The 22,901-nt window shown below is 49.1% G+C and carries 16 protein-coding genes; 10 read left to right on the top strand and 6 right to left on the bottom strand.

From position 1 onward, the window contains the following. Positions 1–116 precede the first annotated feature (116 nt). The 3 genes from glyA (at position 117) to ACXAH4_RS12655 (ending at position 5,522) form a co-directional block, all read left to right on the top strand. The gene (glyA, locus tag ACXAH4_RS12665) at positions 117–1,364 is read left to right on the top strand and encodes a serine hydroxymethyltransferase (RefSeq protein ID WP_474882129.1); all 1,248 of its coding nucleotides are present in this window, start codon (positions 117–119) and stop codon (positions 1,362–1,364) included. 169 nt (positions 1,365–1,533) lie between these two features. After that, positions 1,534–2,562, top strand: a complete 1,029-nt coding sequence (locus ACXAH4_RS12660) for a LacI family DNA-binding transcriptional regulator (RefSeq protein ID WP_474882113.1) — start codon at positions 1,534–1,536, stop codon at positions 2,560–2,562. Between the two features lie 455 nt (positions 2,563–3,017). After that, a complete protein-coding gene (locus ACXAH4_RS12655) occupies positions 3,018–5,522 on the top strand; it encodes a TonB-dependent receptor domain-containing protein (protein WP_474847811.1) in 2,505 nt (834 codons plus the stop codon). A 109-nt stretch (positions 5,523–5,631) separates the two neighbouring features. Here ACXAH4_RS12655 and ACXAH4_RS12650 read toward each other — a convergent pair whose 3' ends face one another. From ACXAH4_RS12650 to ACXAH4_RS12630, 5 genes are all read right to left on the bottom strand, one after another. Next, positions 5,632–5,769 (bottom strand): hypothetical protein, encoded by a 138-nt coding sequence (locus tag ACXAH4_RS12650; RefSeq protein WP_474847813.1) that lies wholly within the window; start codon positions 5,767–5,769, stop codon positions 5,632–5,634. Between the two features lie 111 nt (positions 5,770–5,880). Then, on the bottom strand, positions 5,881–7,458 hold the full coding sequence (locus ACXAH4_RS12645) for a serine hydrolase (protein ID WP_474882111.1): 1,578 nt from the start codon (positions 7,456–7,458) through the stop codon (positions 5,881–5,883). Between the two features lie 127 nt (positions 7,459–7,585). Then, a complete protein-coding gene (locus ACXAH4_RS12640; RefSeq protein ID WP_119502075.1) occupies positions 7,586–8,176 on the bottom strand; it encodes a thymidine kinase in 591 nt (196 codons plus the stop codon). 19 nt (positions 8,177–8,195) lie between these two features. Further along, entirely contained in the window at positions 8,196–10,196 is a 2,001-nt protein-coding gene (locus ACXAH4_RS12635) for a putative bifunctional diguanylate cyclase/phosphodiesterase (RefSeq protein ID WP_474882109.1), read from the bottom strand. Positions 10,197–10,389: 193 nt separating this feature from the next. After that, positions 10,390–12,633: an acyl-CoA dehydrogenase gene (locus ACXAH4_RS12630; RefSeq protein ID WP_474882107.1), complete on the bottom strand. Its 2,244-nt coding sequence runs from the start codon at positions 12,631–12,633 to the stop codon at positions 10,390–10,392. Positions 12,634–12,924: 291 nt separating this feature from the next. Between ACXAH4_RS12630 and ACXAH4_RS12625 the strand changes: the two genes are divergently transcribed. The 7 genes from ACXAH4_RS12625 to ACXAH4_RS12595 all read left to right on the top strand — a co-directional run bounded on the left by ACXAH4_RS12625 (position 12,925) and on the right by ACXAH4_RS12595 (position 19,899). Then, complete coding sequence (locus tag ACXAH4_RS12625) at positions 12,925–15,198, top strand: efflux RND transporter permease subunit (RefSeq protein ID WP_474882106.1); 2,274 nt, start codon at positions 12,925–12,927, stop codon at positions 15,196–15,198. Further along, a complete protein-coding gene (locus ACXAH4_RS12620) occupies positions 15,195–15,992 on the top strand; it encodes an outer membrane lipoprotein-sorting protein (protein WP_303572986.1) in 798 nt (265 codons plus the stop codon). The genes ACXAH4_RS12625 and ACXAH4_RS12620 overlap by 4 nt, the downstream gene beginning before the upstream one ends. Next, positions 15,961–17,196 carry a hypothetical protein gene (locus ACXAH4_RS12615; protein WP_232373379.1) on the top strand — a complete coding sequence of 412 codons (1,236 nt, stop codon included), beginning with the start codon at positions 15,961–15,963 and terminating at the stop codon, positions 17,194–17,196. Before ACXAH4_RS12620 ends, ACXAH4_RS12615 begins: the two co-directional genes overlap by 32 nt. Before the next feature lie 18 nt (positions 17,197–17,214). Continuing rightward, positions 17,215–17,787, top strand: coding sequence for an outer membrane beta-barrel protein (locus tag ACXAH4_RS12610; protein WP_119502070.1), 573 nt, complete (start codon positions 17,215–17,217; stop codon positions 17,785–17,787). 83 nt (positions 17,788–17,870) lie between these two features. Then, complete coding sequence (locus tag ACXAH4_RS12605) at positions 17,871–18,128, top strand: DUF3081 domain-containing protein (protein ID WP_474847823.1); 258 nt, start codon at positions 17,871–17,873, stop codon at positions 18,126–18,128. A 120-nt stretch (positions 18,129–18,248) separates the two neighbouring features. Further along, positions 18,249–19,178 carry an LpxL/LpxP family Kdo(2)-lipid IV(A) lauroyl/palmitoleoyl acyltransferase gene (gene lpxL, locus ACXAH4_RS12600; protein ID WP_474842704.1) on the top strand — a complete coding sequence of 310 codons (930 nt, stop codon included), beginning with the start codon at positions 18,249–18,251 and terminating at the stop codon, positions 19,176–19,178. Between the two features lie 106 nt (positions 19,179–19,284). Further along, a complete protein-coding gene (locus ACXAH4_RS12595) occupies positions 19,285–19,899 on the top strand; it encodes a TcpQ domain-containing protein (RefSeq protein WP_474882104.1) in 615 nt (204 codons plus the stop codon). Between the two features lie 61 nt (positions 19,900–19,960). Here the strand turns inward: ACXAH4_RS12595 and glnE are convergent, their stop codons facing one another. Continuing rightward, positions 19,961–22,828 carry a bifunctional [glutamate--ammonia ligase]-adenylyl-L-tyrosine phosphorylase/[glutamate--ammonia-ligase] adenylyltransferase gene (gene glnE / locus ACXAH4_RS12590; RefSeq protein ID WP_474882103.1) on the bottom strand — a complete coding sequence of 956 codons (2,868 nt, stop codon included), beginning with the start codon at positions 22,826–22,828 and terminating at the stop codon, positions 19,961–19,963. Between the last annotated feature and the right edge of the window lie 73 nt (positions 22,829–22,901).

The raw sequence follows: 22,901 nt of genomic DNA, 5'->3' as shown, positions 1-22,901 counted from the left end.
ATAGGCAGGCAACCCTATTTTGGAAACTTATGGCTCTATTGTTTTTATTAATTTTATTTATTGCGATACCAGAATTAGCATAAAGAAAATCAAAACACAATGGAGTTATCATGAAGCTGCTGAATGAATCGCTGAATAATGTGGATCCTGAAATCGCTGCGGTAATCGAAAAAGAGACCCGGCGTCAGGAAGTTCATATCGAACTGATCGCATCTGAAAATTACACTAGCCGGGCGGTAATGGCGGCACAGGGAAGTCAGTTAACCAACAAGTACGCTGAGGGGTATCCGGCGAAACGTTATTATGGCGGCTGTGAAGAAGTGGATGTTGCCGAACAACTTGCTATCGACCGCGCTAAAGCCTTATTCGGCGCAGATTACGCCAATGTTCAGCCGCACTCAGGCTCGCAGGCTAATGCGGCGGTTTACATGGCGTTGCTTTCTCCGGGCGATACCATTTTAGGTCTCAGCCTCGATCACGGCGGTCACCTGACACACGGTGCAAAGCCGAATTTTTCCGGTAAATTGTACAACGCTGTGCAATACGGTATTAACCCGGAATCCGGTGAAATTGACTATGAACAGGTTGCAGAGCTGGCAGAAATCCACAAGCCAAAAATGATTGTTGCCGGCTTCTCGGCGTATTCCCGCATCGTTGACTGGCAGCGTTTCAGAGATATCGCCGACAGTGTTGGTGCGTGGTTAATGGTGGATATGGCTCATGTTGCCGGCCTGGTGGCCGCCGGTGTGTATCCTAACCCTGTGAAAGCGGCACATGTGGTTACCACCACTACTCATAAAACATTGCGGGGGCCGCGGGGAGGGTTAATCCTTTGTCAGTCTGCTCCCGAACTGGAAAAGAAATTCAATTCACTGATTTTTCCGGGTATTCAGGGCGGTCCGCTTATGCATGTCATCGCAGCCAAAGCGGTGGCGTTAAAAGAAGCTATGTCTGATGACTATAAGGTGTATCAGCAACAGGTGGTAGACAACGCCAGAGCGATGGCAGAAGTCTTTATTGAGCGTGGCTTTGATGTGGTATCCGGCGGCACTGATAACCACATGTTTCTGTTGAGCCTGATCAGCAAAGGCATGACCGGTAAAGCAGCCGATGCGTTGCTTAACAGTGTAAATATAACTGTTAATAAGAACACGGTGCCTGATGATCCCCAGTCTCCATTTGTCACCAGTGGTATTCGCATCGGCACTCCGGCCGTCACTTCACGGGGCTTCACTAAAGCAGATTGTCAGCAACTGGCCGGATGGATGTGTGATTTGCTTAGTGCGCCGGACTGCGCAGACACGGCTGCAACCATTAAACAGAAGGTGGCTGAACTTACTGCAGCAAGGCCCGTTTACAACTAGTTTTCCTGTTAAATTACTAGTTCACCGGTACGATGGCGGTAAAAATTGAAAATAAAGTCGTACCGGTTACCATCACTGTGCTAAAATTTTAAAAAAATGTTAATCGATTAAGATTGCACCCGTTTAATTATGCCTGCCGGCATTCAGTACAGTGACCTTTGCCGTAACAATGAAGAAAGTAAAACTGACTTTAAAAGATGTGGCTGAAAAGCTGGGCGTTTCTACCGCAACCATCTCTAATGCCTTTAACCGCCCGGACCAGCTTTCTGCCGCCAGACGTGATGACATTCTGGCTGCCTGTAAAGAGATAGGTTACAGCGGGCCTAATAAAGCAGCGCAGATCCTCCGTAAAGGTCAGTCTAATATTGTGGCGCTGGTGCTTGCCGATAACATTGAATACATGGTCAGTGACCCTGTTGCATCTACCTTCATCCGTGGCGTTTCCTCCGTGCTGCAGGACGCTCAAAAGCATTTACTCTTGTATGCCGGTAATGCACAAACTATTACCGATGTGGCCGATTTCGTTGACGGCTTTATCTGCTATGGTGCGCCCCAAAACCCTAAACTAGGGGAAGAACTACGGCAATTAAGTAAACCGGTGGTCACGGTAGACTTCAACCTTGAAGGCTGCCCCTCAGTGAACATCGATAACGAGAATGCCGCTTATCAGATTGCGATGGAAGCACTGGAAGAAGGTGGACGTGCCGCTATTCTGGGACTGAAACTTATCGACTCACCTGTGACCTGCAGGGTGTACGACAGTCCGCTGCTGGACTCAGACAGTGCAATTTCTCATCGCCGGCTTGATGGTTATTTCAGGGCGATGAAACGCAAAAATTGCGACATTAATAATGAATGGATTTGGCATATTCCGGAGAGCGGGGGAAATTTTACCCGTCAGGCCGCCAATGAAGTGCTAAGTATTTCACCCCGCCCGCAAACCGTACTGTGCATGAGTGACATGATTGCGCTGGAGTTGTTGCAATGTGCGCTCAGCAAGGGCATTAAAGTGCCGCAGGAACTGAAAATTACCGGCTTTGACGGTATTGACGAAGCCCGCCGTACCCGTCCTGTTCTCACCACGGTTTGCCAGTCGAGCATCGAAAAGGGGGAAACTGCCGCAAAGCTGCTACTGGAAGGTGAGCAGGCTGACTCTGTAGTACTCGATTTCGAACTTCTTAACGGCGGTACTATTTAATATCGCTTCCGGTGTCTTAGTACCGCTTCCGGCATCGCTTCAGACTGCCGTCTCTTTCTTTTTGTAAAACTGCTTTTTTTTGTTGCACCTTTTCATCCGCTGCACCGGCCGGCGTCAGTCTGGCCGGACAATTATAGCGGTTTCAGCCTTCATAATTGCCTGTCTCTCTGTACTTACCTTAATCAAATAAGATTAAATTGTTATCCTTTTGGGTATATTTTAAAACAGGTTAATAAAATTTTATCAATTATAAATCACTGATTTGTATCGGTTATATCGTCTCTTTTATTATCTCTGCTATATAAATTCTTCACATTGTATTTACACTGGAAAGTTTTTAGATTAAATTCTTAAACGATTAAGTTCGGTTATGAAGAAGGTGGGAATAAGCTGCCCGTTAGAAAAGTGACCGGATTGTTAGCCTGTAAACACTCAAACACTCTCCCGGAGAAAACATGAACAAGCGTTATGCATTCAGTAGATTAGCGTTGGCTGTCAGCGCAGTCATAGCCAGTCCCGTTTTTGCTCAGGACAATACTGACGCTGAAACCCAGGATAAAGCCAAATACGAACAAATCGTTGTGACTGCAACCCCTGGTGGTGCCACCATGCAGGAAGCCAGCGTGTCGGTCAGTTCCTTTAACGAAGACGATATTGTAAAACTTGCGCCACGCTCTACTGCTGAAGTGTTCCGTGCTATTCCGGGGATCCGTGCTGAGTCTTCAGGTGGTGGCGGTAACGCGAACATCACTATCCGTGGTATTCCTCTGGCTACCGGCGGTTCCAAATTTCTGCAAATTCATGAAGATGGCTTACCGGTACTGGAATACGGTGATATCAACTTTGGTAATGCTGATAACTTCATCCGTTATGACTGGTCAGTGGCTAATGTAGAAGCCGTTCGCGGAGGCTCTGCGTCGACTTTCGCCAGTAACTCGCCGGGTGGTGTTATCAATATGATCAGCAACACCGGTGAAATCGGTGGTGGTGCTATCGGTACATCTTTTGGTGTGGATTACGATGAAATGCGCCTGGATTTCCGTTACGGCGGTGAAATCAGCGACGACCTGTATTATCACATTGCCGGCTTTGCCCGCGGTGGTGAAGGTACCCGTGACACCGGTTATCACGGTGATAAAGGCGGCCAGGTGAAGTTTAATATCACCAAGCTGCTGGATAACGGTCATATCCGTTTCTTCTACAAAAACCTGGATGACAAAGTTTCCACTTATCTGCCATCTCCGGTACTGGTTAAAGGTGACGGTGAGTACGGTCCAGTTCCCGGTTTTGATGCCAGTTCACAGGCCCTGAACTCAGTGTATAACACGAATATTTCTACTTTTGACAGCTACGGCAATCCGGAAAACCGTGACGTACGCGACGGTATTTCATCAGAAGTTAATTCATTCGGCGTGGAAGTAGACCTGGAAGTTGCGGATAATCTGTTCCTGTTAAACAAATTCCGTATTTCGGATGTTTCCGGTGGATTCATTGCACCTTTCACTGACGGTTTCCCTGCCGGCCCGGGCGATGTATCAAACTTCGCTGCTGCGCTTTGTTCCGGCGCGCTTGATGGCGAAGGTAATGCGCTGAACTGCGACAGCACCACGGTTACTCTGGCGAATGGTCCGGGTGCAGGTGAAGTGTATACCGGCGAAGCATTTACTAACTTACAGTTTGATGCCCGTCTCAATGACCTGGGTAACATGATTAACGATCTGAGCCTGCGTAAAGAGTTCGATAACGGCGTATCACTGACAGTAGGTTATTACTATTCAAATCAGGATATTGCGACGAGCTGGGCAAGCTGGCAAACCTTTATCCAGACGCTGGACGGTGACAACTCGCAGTTGCTGAATATTACAGATGCTGATGGTACTGAACTGGTATCCAACGGCCTGCTGTCAGCCAGCTTCCTGTCGTATGAGTGGGATCTGAACTATGTGACAACTGCACCCTACATGAACGTAGGCTTTGAACTGTCAGACAACATTCTTATTGATGCTTCAGTGCGTTACGACAGTGTTGATGCATCGGGTGAACTGATCAGCGCTTGCTGTGGCGGCAATGCCGATTACGACATTAACGGAAACGGTGTTATTGAACAGATTGAAGATGCGTCTGCGCAGAACAGCGGCTTCATCAGCGGCGGTGTGATTAACCTGAACCGCGCCGGTGCGTCATCGCAAATTGTTGACTACAGTGCCAATAACACTTCCTATTCACTGGGTGGTTCTTATTTACTGAGCGAAACGCAAACCCTGTTCGCCCGCTACTCGAAAGGTGGCCGTGCACTGGCAGACCGTCTGCTGCAAATTGGCGGCACACTGAATACTGATGGCAGCCTGACCAACACAACCTCCGGCTTCGATACAACGAAGCAACTTGAAATTGGTTATAAGTACGGCACCCGTGATCTGATGCTGAACGCTACGCTGTTCGACACAGTGACGGAAGATACTCAGGCTGAGGTGACCAGCGGTCTGACGTTCATGCGCGAATATGAAGCAACAGGTCTGGAATTTGAAGGACGCTGGAATGCAACTGATAACTTCGTGCTGTCCGGTAACCTCACATGGACAGATGCTGAAATCAGCAAAGACGCGAATGATGCAACGCTGGTGGGTAACACACCCCGTCGTCAGGCTGACTGGATCTGGACAATTACACCGGAATACGTTACTGATTTCTGGTCAGTGGGTGCATCTCTGCAAGGCTCTACCGAGTACTATGTTCAGGACAACAATGACCTGAAACAGGATGCTTATAACCTGGTGAATGTATTTGCCACTTACTGGGTTAATGACCAGTTCTCAGTTTCTCTGAACGTAAACAACGCCACTGATGAGTTTGTTATTACAGAATCTGAAGAAGGCTCTGCAGCAGTAGGCAGCTACATCCGTGCCCGCCCGCTGAACGGCCGCACTACTGTGGTATCTCTGAAGTACCTGTTCGACTGATTCACTCTCCCTGTGAAATAGCATTGCCCGCACCGGTTTCCGGTGCGGGCTTTTTTTATTTCCGGTGTTGCCGGTATCTTCGGACAGAGGAGTGACCTTAAAGTCACCTTTACGCCCGCTTACCTTTGACCGGTGCGCACGCCACACATACCTGATCGCCATAGTAATTATTCTGATAATTACAGGTCATTGCCGGGGTGGATTGTGTTTTGTTTTTGCTTACCAGTTTTTGAATCATTTTAGCCATAATCTGCTCCTTGTTAAGTTGGGTACAGATTATGTGATTTTATAAAACGATTAAAATCTTAAATACTAATCGCTCTAATCGCTTTCCTGATGATTCTGCATCTCGGCCGGGCTATTCCTTATCAACAGTAAAAACCATATCCCGCCATTCATGGTTGGTTATTTCACGTTCTGTAAACGGGTAGAGGGTGAAGCCGGTGACTTCCCGCTTTACATTCACCTGATAACGGATAAAGGCGTCACTGGCTGCGTTCTGGTTGTCCCAGCGGATCACAAATGTATGATCTTCAAAGGGCTCCAGTCTGCCGGTGAGAGTGGGCATTTTGTTAGATTTTATCCGCAGGGTGTCGCCTTCAGGGTAAACGGTCATCAGGCCAAACCATTCGTCGCTGAATTGTCCGGCGTAGGTGTTTTGCGGTAACAGCACTTTATTGCTGCCAGAGGGAGTCGTGTGTCTGGCCAGATATTTCTCTTCCTGTTCATCCTGATAAGCCCGGTATTCATCTATCCAGTTTCTTTTATCACTTTCAGGCAGGTAAGCTTTGAGGATGGTTTGCATGACAGCGCCGCGGGCACCGTAGTTGGAGCCGTTATTCAGTACTACCACACCCAGTTGTTGATCCGGTACGAAAGCCACATACGTCTGATAACCGGATAAGGTGCCGGTATGAGAGATTACCTTATGGCCGAAAATATCCATAAGCCGCCAGCCGAGACCATACGCCTTAAAATGCATGTGGTCCCATTCTTCGTCAGTGTCATCAACAGACAACAGGGTTTGCGGCGTCAGCATGGTGTTGTATGCATCTTCTGAGAGAATGGTTTCACCGCCGGCACTTTTACCTTCATCCAGCCACATCTGAACCCACTTCAGCATACCCGTCGCATTACAGCTGACGCCGCCGGCTGCAGCAGAGACAATGCCTTTTTCTGCCAGCTGGTTACGTGGAATGGGATAAATGCCTCTCTCATCGTTGTGGCCGTAACTGATGGCGCGGTTTTCGAGCACATAGCCCGGCACATCCCCACCAAAGCAGTCCATACCAAGGGGAGCAAATACACGGTTTTGTAGCCGGGATTCCCAGTTGTCTTCCGTCAGGTGCGCCACTATTTCCCCTGCTGTGATATACATTACATTGGAATAGGCGTATTCACTGCGAAAACTGTACTGAGGCGTCAGAAAGCGCAGGTTATGCACGATATCCTGACGGCTGAAGCCGGATGGCTCAGGCCACAACATACTGTCTCCGGCACCTGAACCCAAACCGCTGCGGTGGGTTAACAGATCGGTGATATCCATTTCGCGGCTGGCAAAAGGATCAGCCATCCTGAAACCGGGTAGCACGTCTTCTACCTTTGTGTGCCAGTTCAGTTTTTCTTCGTCTACCAGTTGTGCCACGGTGGTGGCTGTAAATGCTTTGCTGACAGAAGCCAGTCTGAACCAGGTGTCCGGTGTCACTGGCAGCCCTTGCTCTTTATTTCTGAGGCCATGTCCGGCGAGGTACACAACCTTGCCGTCTTTCACAATGCCCACGCTCATACCCGGGGTGTAAAATTCTGACAAAGCACGGTCAATGGTATCCGGCAGTGTTTTCAAATCAGATGGCAACTGGTTTACCGGTTGCGTATCAGCCGCAGCCTGAGCTGCAATGAGGGTGGCACATAAGCCGGAGAGAAAAAGCCTGCGCAAGTGGTGTACTCCTTTATCTTTTCACACCACTGTTGAAAATATTGAGAGGCTTGTCAACTGTCAGAGGTTCAGTGACACGGGGTGGCGGATCAACGACCCGGCGCTGCAGGGAACCGCTGAAGCAGATCTACGCCGACGGTTGATCCCATACCAGCTGTTTGAAGTGTTTGCGGCACATAGATTCATAACGGTCATTACCGCCAATCTCAACCTGATTACCGCCGGTGACAGGCTGGCCCTGTTCATCCATCCGCACCACAAATGTGGCTTTGCGACCGCAGTGACAGACTGTTTTCAGCTCAGTAAATTTATCAGCCCAGGCCAGCAGATAATGGCTGCCTTCGAAGGTTTCACCGAGAAAATCTGTACGGAGTCCGTAGGCCAGCACGGGAATATCCAGTTCGTCGACAATTTCTACCAGTTGCCTTACCTGCGCCTTAGTCAGAAACTGCGCTTCATCAATAAATACGCAGTCCAGCGGCTGGGCACGGTGAGCCTTAAATACCTGCCGGAACAAGTTATCTTCGTTACCGTATAAACTGGCGTCGGCCTGCAAACCAATTCTTGAGGTGACCTTACCCACATCATAGCGGTCATCGATTGCCGCTGTGAAAATCAGTACGTGCATACCCCGTTCACGGTAGTTGTAAGCAGACTGGAGCAGTGAGGTAGATTTCCCTGCATTCATTGCAGAGTAGTAAAAGTAAAGTTGAGCCATGTGATTATTATTGTTCTGTTTATAGCCGGCCGGTCAGTGTCTCTGCACGCTCAGGCCTGGCGAAGTAAAATCCTTGCAGGTAGTCTACACCCATCGCCTTAAGCCTTGTAGCCTGTTCTTCTGTTTCTACTCCTTCGGCAACGGTTTTACAGCCGAACTCGCCGGCAATCAGCAAGGTCGCACGGATAATCGGGCCGCCTGCTGAGTTAAGGTTATGAATAAACGACCGGTCAATTTTTATGTGATCAAAATGCAGGAGCTGAAGCTGACTCAGCGATGAAAAGCCGGTACCGAAATCGTCTATGGAAACGGCTACCCGGCGATTTTTTATGGCATTCACCTGCGCTGCAAGCTTTTGTTTATTGTCTGCGAATACAGATTCTGTAATTTCCAGATGCAACCTGGAAGGCGCAAGGCCCGTATGACTGAGTACTTCGTCGAGCTTGAGGATGAAGTTATCTTCCATAAGCTGAATCACTGATACGTTCACCGAAACAGCAACGTCAGGGTCTTTCCAGCCTGTTGCGGTTTCGCACGCTTTTGACAGCACCCATAATCCGATATCGTTGATAAGGCCCGAACGTTCAGCGACAGGAATAAAGTCTGCGGGAGAGACGGGGTGTCCGTTAAATTGCCACCGCAGCAGCGCCTCGTAAGACCACACACGGCCAGTACCGGCATCTACAATAGGTTGATAAACAAGGTGCAACTGGTCATTGATGATGACAGAACGAAGCCCGTCCCGTAACTGCATTTCTCTGCATACCGCATCATACACGTTATCACTGAAAATGCCGGTATGGTTCACGCCGCGACGTTTCTCATGATACATGGTGATATCGGCACGCTGGATCAAAAGCTGTTCGTTGTCGCCGTGATCCGGAAAAATAGCAATACCTGTCGTGGCATCAAGATTGATGATATTTCTGTCTATAGCCATGCCCTGAGCAATACTGGCGCGGATATTTTTTGCCAGTTGCACTATTTTGCTGAGATTGCAGAACGTCGCAACAATAATGAATTCGTCGCCTCCCCACCGTGATAAACAATCGTCCGGTGCAAATTGGCGGAATCTCGAGGCGACAGAGACCAGTACCTGGTCACCGGTTTGATGGCCGAGACTGTCGTTCACCTGTTTAAAGCCGTCGAGATCAGTAAACAGGATAGCCAGCTTCTCTTCCCTTAAGGCGGCCTGTTTTAACTTGTCCCGCAGGGTATTTAAGAACGCCGCCCGGTTCATCAGGCCGGTGAGGGGGTCGCGGTTAGAAAGGCGCACAATATCTTCTGTGCGGGAATGCACTTCGGCTTCCAGTGTCGCGTTCATATTGTCCAGTTTCTGGTTACTCAGACGCAGAGCTTCGTTTACTCTTACCACTTCATTGCGCTCTTCTGCCATTTGTTCCACCAACGCCTGATTCTTTTCCCGTAAGCTGATGGTCTCCAGATAAAAGGCATTGGTTTTGCGGGAGGTGTCCAGCATGATGATGCAGAAGCCGAATCCAAGCAGACCCAGCATAAATAACTCTTTACGCGGATCTGTCAGTGCCATTACGGAAACCGGGATCAGCAACAGCGTGCAGTAAGTCCATACCAGCGGCCGGCTGGCACCGAGCACTGCCGCTGCACCGCCCGCCAGGGCTGACAGCACCACAACAGTGGTAGCCAGCTCCATAATATCCATCAGCGGGTACAGGGTAACGCAATAGAGCGCCCAGATGATGGCTGTCAGTGTGACACCAATGGCGAACCGGAAAAATGCGGGACGGGGAGATTTGTCTTTCTGCCTGAGGACTTTCATCCAGAAGATGGCATCAAGAAAGCGAAGCAGTAAAACAGACACCATGATCAACCAGAAGAGTCGTTTGACTGAATGGGTTTCCGGTGTATCGAACCCGAATGCCAGCGCACTGATGGCAGCGACAGAGATAATCATGCCGTTAAAGGCATTAGAGTGCAGCAGGTGCACAACATCCCTTAACGCGGCATCATTCAGTGTGGAGTGGTGGAATATGGGGCGCACTACTTAATCCTGTCAGCTGGACGGCCCTGTCACATTTTATATGTATTCACCGGGAGATGACGGAGAAGCGTACCGCCCGGGTAAACCGGAAAAGTTCCTGCTAAAAGGTATAGTGCAAAACCGGCAAAAAGCAATAAAAAAAGGTGACCGTAGTCACCTTTTAAATCAATGCTGTAGAGCAGTATTCAGAATATCAGGCAGCGTCTTTCTTCGCTGAAGAATCGCTTTTTTCCTGAGATAACGGCTCCAGGTCAAAGTTGAACTCGTCAACCCGGACAGCCAGCTTACGCTTCTCATTGTAATCGTGAAGCATTTCAGCTTCCTGAGCCGTTACAACACCGCGCTCCTGTAACTTATTCAGTGCGTTTTCAAACGACAGGAACGGGATGACCGGTTCCTTACGCAGCGCCTTCTGTACTTTACCTAACAGATGGGCTACAGCATGTTTCGCTTTAAACGCCTGCTCGTTGATGTCGTTACCGTCACCGGCAACAGGACGAACCAGGTGCGTCAGTTGTGCTTTGATGCTGTTATCCTGCATGGATGCCAGAGCCAGTTCACAGGACAGCTTATCGCTGATCCCGCTGACTGAATTGGTATACGTACAGGTCAGCAGGCGCATCAGACCACGGGTTGCTGTGTTCGGGAAGTTACCGATGAAATCAACCAGTGCCTGTTCAGCCTGTTGCAGCGTCCACTCCATAGCGTACTCGAAGTAAGGCTGTGCCAGTTTACGGTCTTCTACACGTTGCTCATAGAAGCGGATGGCTGCCATGGCGCCGTACAGATAACTCATTACATCACCCAGACGGGCTGACAGCAATTCTGCTTTTTTCAAATCACCGCCCAGTACCGCCAGCGATAAATCGGCCATAGGAGCCAGTTTTGCTGACAATGCATTAAGACGCTTCTCGTACTTTGTCACTTCCGGCAGTGCAGACTCTGCACCGCGCAGGAAGGGCAGGTAGCTCTTACCTAAGCTGCGGAACGCATTTTTCACACTGAAACTGACCGTTTTCTTCAATACTTTATTGAATTCGCCGTCGGCAGAGTGGTCGTCACTGTGAATAAGATCCACCATCTCTTTCAAGTATGGATGGCAACGCATTGCACCCTGGCCGAAGATCATCAGGTTACGGGTCAGAATGTTGGCACCTTCCACCGTAATGGCAATCGGTAATGAACTGTAGCCGCCGGATAACGTATTTTGCGGTCCGCGCTGAATGGCTTTACCCGCCAGGATATCCATTGCCGAGTTCATTACGTCACGACCCAGCTCAGTCATATGGTATTTGGCAATCGCAGTCACTACTGACGGCTTCAGGCCTAAACCCAAACCTTCTGTTGTCAGAACACGCATAGACTCCAGCAGGAATGTTTTACCGGCGATATCTGCCAGTTTGCCCTGAATACCTTCGAAACGGCCAATTGGCAGTCCGAATTGTTCACGCACAAAGCTGTACTCTGCAGACGCTTTCAGTGCCGCCTGACCTGTTGCCACGCCCATGGCCGGTAATGAAATACCACGACCTGCACCTAAGCAGCTCACCAGCATCTGCCAGCCGCGGCCGATGTTTTTCTGACCGCCGATAATGAAATCCATAGGAATAAATACATCATTACCACGGGTCGTACCGTTGTAGAAACGTTGTCCCATAGGATCGTGACGGTTACCCAGTTCTACGCCGGGGTGAGATTTTGGCAGCAGGGCACAGGTAATACCCAGCTCAAGTTTTTCACCCAGCAGTTGATCAGGGTCGAAAACTTTAAATGCGAGGCCCAGTACGGTAGCGATTGGCGCAAGCGTGATATAACGCTTGTCCCAGCTGACTTTCAGACCAATAACTTCTTTACCTTCCCATTCACCCTTCGTGACGATAGCTGCATCAGGAATGCCACCGGCATCTGAACCGGCTTCAGGGCTGGTCAGTGCAAAACAGGGAATGTCATCACCCACTGCAAGGCGGGGCAGATAGTAGTCCTGCTGCTCTTTTGTACCATAGTGCATCAGCAGTTCGCCCGGACCTAACGAGTTAGGCACCATAACGGTTACGGCAATAGCACCGCTTTTCGCAGCGATAGTTGCAACGATGGTTGAGTTGGCGTAAGGACTGAATTCCAGACCACCAAATTTCTTCGGAATGATCATTGAGAAGAAACGGTGTTTCTTCAGGAACGCTAAAATCTCATCCGGAATGTGCTTACCATTTGCCAGCTCGAAATCATCGATTAATCCCAGCAACTCCTGCACAGGGCCGTCAATAAATGCCTGTTCATCGGCACTTAATTCCGCCTGTGGAATGGCACGCAGGGCTTGCATGTCTGGTTTGCCCTGATAGATAGAGGCTTCTAACCAGATATCACCGGCGTCCAATGCTTCCTGCTCTGTCACAGAAATAGGTGGAAGAACTTTTTTCAGGCTTTTTCGAATACTCATATTACTCATCCGCTCATCTGACCAGTTGTATTCTTCTAATACTACATGACATTTTCCAAAGATCAAATGTTATGTAAGCAGTCTGTTAAATGAGATACCTGAGCCAGTACGCAGGTTTATTTACCTGCTTGTTTTTCTGCTGTTTTTTTAAACATTAAATTTCTTTTTGGAAATCCTGCGTATAAGGGCAAATACTTACACTCTGAACTTTTAGCAGATACACTGTGAAACAGAACAGATAAAAGGACATGACATTTTATGCAAACACTCCCGGCCTGGGCGCGGTGGTGCATGGAAAAACCGAAAACAGTCATAGCACTGTTTCTGCTGGCGTGCGTCATCACCGGTTTCGGAGCCGGTAATCTTTATTTCCGCGGAGACTATAAAGTTTTCTTTGAGCCTGATGATCCTCAGAAACTGGCTTATGAAGAAATGCAGAATGTTTTCAGCAAAAGCGAAAATGTTACCTTCCTCATTTTGCCGGACAGTGAAAACGTCTATCAGCCGGAAACCTTCGAACTTATTCATGCCCTCACAGAGGATGCCTGGCATATTCCCATGTCTAACCGGGTGGAATCACTGTCGAATTATCAGTATACCTTTGCCGATGAGGAAGGGCTGGTGGTGCAGGATCTTATTCGCAAAGGGCAAACGGATGAAGCCCATATCAGATGGGTGAGGGAAGTAATTGAACCCATCCAAAATTTACGCGGGCGGCTTATCTCCGACAACGAAGCGATGGCGGTGATCAATGTCACAATTCAGCTACCCGAAGGCGACCAGACTCCCAAGATAATGAAGATCGGGGCATTCGCCAGAGAGTTAAAAGAGAAATATGAAACCGCCTACCCGGACCACAAAATTTATCTGTCCGGGATTGTGACAATGAATGACGCATTCGCGCTGACAGCGCAGGATGATGCGTCAACCCTGATCCCGCTTATGTTTATCATCATTGCGGTGATGATTGCACTATTAACACGCTCAAAAGCAGCATCAGCAGTAGTGCTCGTGGTTGTTGGCGGCACGATTGTGATGACGATGGGAATTGCCGGCTGGTGGGGAATTTTTCTGAGTCCCTCTACGGTCAATGTGCCGACCATGGTCACAACGCTTGCTGTCGCTGATTGCCTACACATTATTGTGACTTACCGGCAAAAAATTCAGCAGGGTCTGGCGAAGGAACAGGCACTGGCTGAAAGTATTGTGCTAAACCTCAAGGCGGTTTTACTTACCAGCGGTACCACAGCAATTGGCTTTTTAATGCTGAATTTTGCGGAAGTACCTATTTTATCTCACCTTGGAAATTTAACCGCCGTCGGGGTTGTACTGGCCTGTATTTTGTCTTTGACCGTGCTGCCGGCTATGCTCACTTTACTGCCAGCCCCCCGTGTTAAAGAGCAAAATGGCGACGACACACAGGTTAAAAAACTGGGTGGATGGGTTATCAGCAATCACCGCCGTATTCTGCCTTATTCGGTCATTGTTCTCACTGTGTCGCTGCTGTTCTGCCTGAATAACCGTCTGAACGATGTGGCGGTAGAGTACTTCGATTTATCATCACCGTTTCGTCAGTCCGTTGAAATCCAAAAGAAATATATGGGCGGCATGTCGAATATCGATTTTGCTGTTTATACCGGTGAGCCCTATGGCATCAATGACCCTGCGGTGATGAAAGAGGTGGATGCACTGGCCAAATGGTTGCGCTCGCAGCCGGAAGTCAAACATGTGCTGAGTTTTGCTGACATCATCAAGCGCCTTAACATGAATATGCATGATGATGAGCCGGCATATTTTACCTTACCTGAATCTAAAGACCTCGCTGCACAGTACCTGTTACTGTACGAAATGTCCTTGCCATATGGTCTCGATCTGAATAACCAGATAGATATCGACAAGTCCGGTGTTCGCATTATTGCCGTGCTGGAAAACCTCGGAAGTGAGGAGTTCACCGAATTTGAGGCGCGGACCAAACGGTGGTTTGGTAAACTGGCACCAGAATTGCGTCTGGAAGCGGCCAGTCCCGCTTTGATGTTCGCGCACATCGGTGCCAGAAACATGGAAAGCATGGTGTGGGGCTCAGTGGCTGCGCTGGTGGTGATTTCACTGTTGATCACCCTTGCACTGCGGTCCTGGCGGCTGGGAATAGTCAGCCTGATGGCTAACTTAATGCCGGCTGGTGTGGGCTTTGGAATATGGGGCATGATGTCCGGCGAAATCAATATGGCGCTGTCAGTAGAACTGAGTATGACCATGGGGATTATCGTCGACGACTCTGTACATTTTCTGCTGAAATACCAGGCTGCAAGAAAAGATAATTTGAGCGTGCGGGATTCCGTGGAATACGCATTCCGCACCGTAGGCCGGGCCATGATCACCACAACAGTGGTGCTGGCTGCCGGCTTTGGTGTACTGCTGTTGTCTGATTTCCGCCTGAACTCAGACATGGGGTTAATGACAAACATTATCTTCATTGCAGCATTATTTATTGATTTACTCTTCCTGCCCTCATTCCTGATGTGGCTGGATAAAGATAAAAACAAAACAACGAGGGAAGCTACATGAGACAATTACGCAAGCTCTCTTTAGCGTCACTGGCACTGAGTGTGGTGCTGACGACTCCGGTTATTGCAGATGAAGCTTCAGAGAAAGAAGGCCTTCGTATTGCGACAGCGAGGAAAGATGTTAACCGTGGCTGGGAAAATACAGTTGCCAGTATTACCATGACCCTGCGCAATGCCCAGGGGCAGGAAGCCCAGCGGGAAATGCGGGTGAAAACGCTGGAAGTGCCTACCGACGGTGATAAGGCGCTGACAATATTTGATTCACCGCGGGATTTAAGCGGCACCGCATTTTTAAGCTTCAGTCATGTTGATGCACCGGACGAGCAGTGGATTTTTCTGCCGGCTGTGAAGCGTGTCCGCCGGATTTCAACCAGCAACAAATCCGGTCCGTTTCTGGGCAGCGAATATGCCTTTGAAGACATGACGTCCTTTGAAATCCCTAAGTTCTCTTACGACTTACTTCGTGAAGACAAGTATCAGGGGGACGATGTCTACGTACTCGAACAGACCCCTATGGACGAATATTCGGGCTATTCGAAACAAATTTTATGGATTGATAAAGAACATTACCGGCCCCGTAAGGTTGAGTTTTTCGACCGCAAGGGTGAAGCGCTTAAAGTACTCGAATTTGAAGATTACAAACTATTTGAGGGGGAGTTCTGGCGACCTCTGCGTAGTTTTATGTACAATCTGCAAACACAAAAATCTACCGAACTGGTTACACACAAACTGGAATTTGGCACAGAATTAGAGGAATCGGACTTTGACAGTAACAGTTTACGCCGGGCGCGCTAACCCCGTCAGACGTTTGTCACTTGTTGCCGCCGCACTGGGATTTTCTGCCGGTGCAATGGCTGATATGTCAGATATTGACATCAGTGGCTCAGCCGGTGTGGAAACCCGCTACTTTCTTCAGGATGCAGCGTATCCCGGGCAACCCCGCTCACAGGCTTCCGTGTTTTTAGAACCTGAAATGTACACGGAATGGAACGACGGCATCGACAGTATTCTGTTCAAGCCTTTTGCCCGTCTGGACCAGGAAGATGAGCAGCGCACACACTTTGATTTACGTGAATTAATGTGGATGCACGCAGCTGATAACTGGGAAACCCGTGTCGGCGTAAGCAAGGTATTCTGGGGACAAACGGAATCCATTCACCTGGTCGACATTATTAATCAGACCGACATGGTAGAAAACATCGACGGCGAAGATAAGCTTGGTCAGCCGATGATCAACCTTAACGTGTTCGGTGACTGGGGCACATTGTCCGGTTTTGTCCTGCCATACTTTCGTGAACGTACTTTCCCGGGTGAAGACGGCCGCTTACGTCCGCCTGTTGAAATTCGTGAAAATTCGGCGTTGTACGAATCTGATGATGAACAGAACCATGTGGATTTTGCACTGAGATGGCAACGTTCTCTGGGGGACTGGGAAATTGGTCTGTCTTATTTCGACGGTACAACCCGTGAACCTGAGTTGCTGCAGGCAACCGATGAAAACAGCACGCCGTTTATTCAGCCTTACTATGCGCAAATTGAACAGTACGGCGTGGATTTACTGAAAGTGCAGGGCGCCTGGTTGCTCAAGTTTGAAGGGATTTACCGCGCAGGACAAAGTGAAGATTTTGCCGCCGCAGTGGCAGGCTTTGAGCGCACCTCAGTGGGGGTTTTCGGTACCTCTTATGATCTGGGTGTGCTGATGGAATATCAGTACGACGAGCGTGAAGATAATTTCTTCGCCACCGGTCAGAACGACCTGATGCTGGGACTACGCTGGGTGTGGAATGATATCGACGGTACAGAAATCTTATCCGGCTTCATTCAGGATCTGGATGAAAGCGATACTTACAGTGCTTTTGTTGAAGCTTCAAGCCGAATGACTGACAACTGGCGCTGGAAGATGGACGCTTACTTCTTCTCTTCCGATCAAACCGACGACACGTTTTACTACATGCGCCGTGACGACCACGTACAGGTAGCGCTGGAATATTATTTCTAAGGAAAGGAATTGCAGATTATGAAAAAAGGAATAGTCACCGCCTTGCTGTTACCGGTGTTAAGTCTTGCAGGGCTTAGTTTCAACGCGCAAGCCACAGAAAGAATGTACGGGCTGGCGACGGTGGGTTATACCGATGCAGAATTTGGCGACACTGAGAATAAAGGCGTGGCGTACAGTCTTGCGCTGGGTCACCAGTTCAGCAGTAAATGGTATGTAGAAGCCGGCTACCAGAATTTACTGGACGAAGAAGGCGATACCGATGCGCTGAAAGCCCAGGGCCTGTATCTGGCAGTGCTGGGTAAAGCGGGCGGACGTACCGGCGAGTTATACTATAAACTGGGCGTCATGAATGTTGACGTTCAGGGTTTGCAAAGCATTGAAACAGGCAGTTGCCAGGTCAGTGATATTGATTCAATCCCTGAAGGCTTTTGTGCTTACGATGATGGCATTATTGCCGGCATGGCCGGACTGGGCTTTGACTATCACGTCGGTCTGAACAGCATGCTGCGAATGGAAGCTTTATACGTCCGTGGTCAGGACGATTTCGCTGCCACCGTGCTGAACCTCGGTTTTCGCTACAACTTTAATTAGTCTCTTCGCTGTATGTAAAAGTAATCCATCAGCGGCTGTTACCGTATGAATAGTATAACAGTTGCTGATGGAGTATCTCCCCGATGAAAAATGAACTGGAAAGTAAATTTCTGCTTCAGGTGTTCGATAAAATTCGCCAGAGCGGCGAGAAGAAAGACGATAAATATTTACTTAACGGCATTGTGGCATTCACTGACCATGATGGTTACACCTTATTTATTGAAGATGCTAAGGTGAAGTTGCAGTTCGGCTTTCACAATCAGTACCGTTTTGATTATCCGTCTCAGGATGCTTATGATCAGTTCGAGAAAAAACTGAAAGAAATCGATAAGCAGTATTAGCCTGTTCTGATCGTTTAAGCAGACTCATCGGAGTTTTCCTGCTTTCTTTCGCCTGCCGGTATGCTGGCAGGCGACAAATGAGTACAATAAGCAGTAAATAATTATCCGGATGGTTTGTTTTTGTCTGCTGCTATAAAACCCCCTGTTTTCAAATTTTCCTATCTCGGCCCTAAATATTGGGGCGTCTGGCTGGGTGCCGGCGTGCTTTATCTCTTATTGTGGCTTCCGTTTCCTGTGATCCGCACGCTTGGTGCCGGAACAGGAAAACTCATCGCCCGGCTGTTACCCAAGCGGGTAAATGTAGCCAGACGAAACCTGGCCCTTATGTACCCTGAATTGTCAGCCGGTGAGCAATCAAGGTTGCTGGAAGAAAATATCCGTTGTACGGGCATGGCGCTGTTCGAAACCGGAATGGGCTGGTGGTGGCCGGCGTGGCGGATTAAGAAACACTTTACCGTTGAAGGTTTCGAGCATGTCGAAGCGGCGCTGGCTCAGGGAAGGGGCGTATTTGGTATGGCGCTTCACAACATGAACCTGGAGTTTGCCTGTCGTGGATTGGGCTATGTCCATCCTGCTGTGGGCTTTTATCGAAAGCATGATAATCCGCTGATGGATTATCTTCAGTATCATGGCCGTGCGCGCTCAAATAAGTACATGGTACATAAACGAAATGCTAAAGCCCTGCTTGCAGCAATGGCCGAAAAAGAGCTGTGCTTGTATCTCCCTGATCAGGATTACGGCCGGGCGCAAAGTATTTTTGTACCCTTTGGCGGAGTGAAAGATACGGCAACCACCACGGCGACTCTGATGTTCGTCAGAAGAACTGACAGTGTGCCGCTGATCATCACTTCGCAGTACACGCTGGACGGTTATAAAGTGAAATTTTACCCGCCTCTGGAAGCATTGCGTGAACTGGAAGATGTGCCTGCTCTGACTTTGCTGAATCAGCACATTGAAAAAATTATCGCTGAACAGCCTGAAAGCTATTTATGGGCGCACAAGCGATTTAAAACCCGTCCTGATCCGGATGCTCCGTCGCTTTACGACTGATGGCTATTTAGTTGTTTAGTATGATTTTTTCCTCACAAAGTAGCCGTGAAGTCCATTTTCTGTCTATACTGAAACGGGAATAACATGCGCTGTCCGGATGTATTGTATGGCCACTAAACAAAGACAATCAGATGCTGCCTTCTGGGCAAAACACATTGGCGTGGCGCTTGCTACGCTGGTGGTTGCCGGTATTGTGGTTATGCTTTACGAGCAAAACAAATCATCAGCTCCGCAAAAACCTGAAGAGGAAAAGTCCATTTCACAGGGGCTCAGTGAGTTTTACCGTGAATACCGGATGACGGCCAGCGATCCTATTGAAGATCAGGAAAGCGACTTTGTGGTGGATCTGAACAACGAGGGCGGCAGCCTGGACAGTCAGTTGTCCGGTATGTCCAGCGAACTGAAACCGGCTAATAACCGCTGGGTCGGTGAACACAAGAACAGGAGCTTTAAGCCCGGCAATACCTTACGTGAAGCCATTACCCGTTATGCCCAGCAGGAAGGGATGCAGGTTATCTGGGATCTGGACCAGGACTTTGTCATCAAGTATCACTTTCAGATTGATAACACCATCGTCGGTTCATTATCGGACATTGCCAGAGCCATTGATTCAAACTTTGAAAGCGGAGTAGGCACGTATGTGTGTCCGCAACAACGTTCTCTGGTGGTAACCGATGAAGTGACGCCCTTTCTGAAGAAAAACTGCAACGTTGTAAACTAACATGTCAGTTCAGAGCCGGAGATGCCCGGGGCTGAAAGGGGCGCCGGCAGAAAGCTTCAGCTCAGGCAAAGACTTCCTGCCAGATTTTCTGTACACCGGCTCTGATATCACTTAAATCCTCTTTTCCTGCATACCTATGGTCAGCCAGCGTTAACTGGTGATATCTGTCACGCAAATCCAGATACGCTTCCTGTAGCTGACTGGCGGTATCCTCAGTGATTAATCCCGCTTTGCCGGTTTGTTCAATAATGCGAAGATTATCAGGAAAATCCATCAGGCCCGGATACTGAGTGGCGTAGTCCAGTACCCAGAACTGAGCCATAAACTCAATATCTGTGATCCCGCCGCTACATTGTTTAAGGTCGAGTCCTTCCGCATTATCTTTAAGCAGGTGCTCCCGCATTTTTACCCGCATCTCAGTGATGTCTTTTGCCAGAGAGCCTGTGTCTCTGGGTTTGGCGAGAATCGTTCTGCGGATATCTTCGAAAGACTCAATCACCGCCGCATCGCCGGTAATGGCTCTGGCTCTCACCAGCGCCTGATGTTCCCAGGTCCAGGCGTCTTCCTGCTGATATTTTCTGAATCCGTTGAGATGGCAGCTTAACAGGCCGGCATTGCCCGACGGCCGTAGTCGCAGATCTGTTTCGTACAGTTGTCCGGAAAGGGTTTTAGTGTTCAGCAGATGCATGATGCGCTGAGCCAGCTTAATATAGAACTGAGTGGCATCCAGCGTTCGCTTGCCGGTAGTGTGGCTGTCCTGCGGGGCGTTATGTAAAAACACTAAATCAAGATCGGAGCCGTAGCCCAGTTCAAAACCGCCAAGCTTGCCGTAGCCCACAATAGCAAAACCGGTTTCTCCTTCCTGCAGGTGAGACGGCGGGCCGTAACGCTCTGCGGTGTGCTGCCAGGCGCTGTTAAGAACACTCTCCAGTACGACTTCTGCCAGAGCCGTTAACTTGTCACTGACACTGGCTACCGGCAGAGATCCGCTGATATCACTGGCGGCAATGCGCAACTGCTGACAAAGCTTAAACTGACGCCATGTATCCATCAGCAGCTCTACGTCTTCAGGCTCAACACGCAGCAGGCTCTGGCGCAATTCGTCACGGTAAGTATCCAGGCTTTGCCGGTATCCCGTTTTTTGCTGTTGCAGATAAAGTGGCGTCAGCAGTTCGTCCAGCAGAAGAGGGAATCGTTGAATTTGTTCAGCAATCCAGTTACTGCGGTCACACAGTTTCATTAACTGGCGCAGTACATCGGGATTCTCCAGTAACAAATCCAGGTAAGTGGTACGCCCGGTAATCGCACTGATCACATTCAGCACCCGCTGCAGCACGGTTATCATTTTTTCCGGCGCTTCTTCCGACAGAACATACAGGACTTCCGGCATCAGTTTGTTCAGTGTATCCCTGCCACGCTGTCCCAGCCGGGTATGAGTAAGCTTTTCTTTAAAATTGCTGAGGATTGAAAAAATAGTGCGGCCGTCTTCTCCGTCAAACCGTGGTGTGGTCAGTGCACAAAATTCGTCTTCTGTCAGTTCAAGATCCCAGGCGTCCCTGCAGCGCAGAAACACAGAGTCATCTGCGTCATGATTGTCTTCACAGCTGTCGATAAGCTCGCGGAAACGGGTATGAACGCCATGACACACCTTTTCCAGTTCCTGAAGAAAATCATCGTATGAGGAAAAGCCTGTCACTTCTGCGAGTACTGTCCGGCGGAATTCATCAGCCGGAAGGAGCTGAGTTTGCTCATCGTTAATCTGTTGCAGGGTATGCTCGGTTTTCCGCAGGAAAAGATAATGACTGTACAGGGTTTCTATATCATCTTTTCCGGCCAGTGCTAATGCGGCGATGGCGGAGAGTGTGTCGTGTAACCCTTTAACCTGCAGGTCCGGCTCGCGGCCTCCGTGAATCAGCTGGAAACTCTGGGCAAAGAATTCAATTTCCCTGATGCCGCCGGCTCCCAGTTTTATGTTGCCGGTAAGTTGTCTGCGGCGCTGTTCGCTGGCAATTAACCCTTTCATTTCCCGCAGGGACTCGATTGTCGTGAAATCCAGATAGCGGCGGTAAGTAAAGGGTTTAAGAATACTCTCAACCTCAGTGCGGTAGGGTGACGGGGGATTCAACACGCGGGCCTTAATCATGGCAAAGCGTTCCCAGTGTCGTCCCTGCTCCTGATAGTAATCTTCAAACGCTGCCATATGCATAACCAGCGGTCCGCTGTCACCGAATGGTCTGAGGCGCATGTCTACCCGGAAGACCTGACCATCCGGCGTGATTTTATTGAGAACATTAATGAGCTTCTGAGCAAGCTTAATGAAAAATTGCTGATGCTCCATAGTTCTTCGTCCGCCTGAGGTTTCGCCTTTTTCCGGATAAACGAAGATTAAATCGATATCTGACGAAAAATTCAGTTCTCTGCCGCCGAGTTTTCCCATACCTAAAATCAGCATGGGCTGCGGGCCTTCGCTCCCTTCAGGTGTGCCGAAACTACGGCAGTGAGTGCTGTAAAGCGCGTCATATGCACAAAGGATCAACGCGTCCGCCAGCGCGGATACCTGTTGTAAGGACGTTTCTATGGATTGCCGGTTCAGCAGATCCCGCCAGGCGATTCTGGCCATGTATTGATTACGGAAGCGGCGTAAAACGCGCATCATTCCGGCTTCATCAAGGTCGTTTAAAAGTGGCTTCAGGCTGTCACTGAAAGCTTCAGCGGTTACCGGAACCGGAGCGTCTGACAGGCAAAATTCAAGGTTTTCCACATCCTGCATACACTGACGAAAGATAAACTCACTGCAGCCTGTTGCCGCTATGACTTCTGCCTGATGTAACTGAATTTGCTCACTCAGAGAATGCCGCTCATTCAGAGCCTGCCAGCAAGCTGTTCCCTTTTCAGTGATAATCCTGTTTTTTACTTCCTTCGTAGGCATAATACATGTTTTCGTCAGAGTGAATGTGCACCGAGTCTGGCACAAGATGCACAGGGTCTCCAGTCCTGTTTAA

Source organism: Alteromonas sp. ABV2_168, from assembly GCF_056161165.1.
This window is presented reverse-complemented; position numbering and strand designations above follow the sequence as displayed.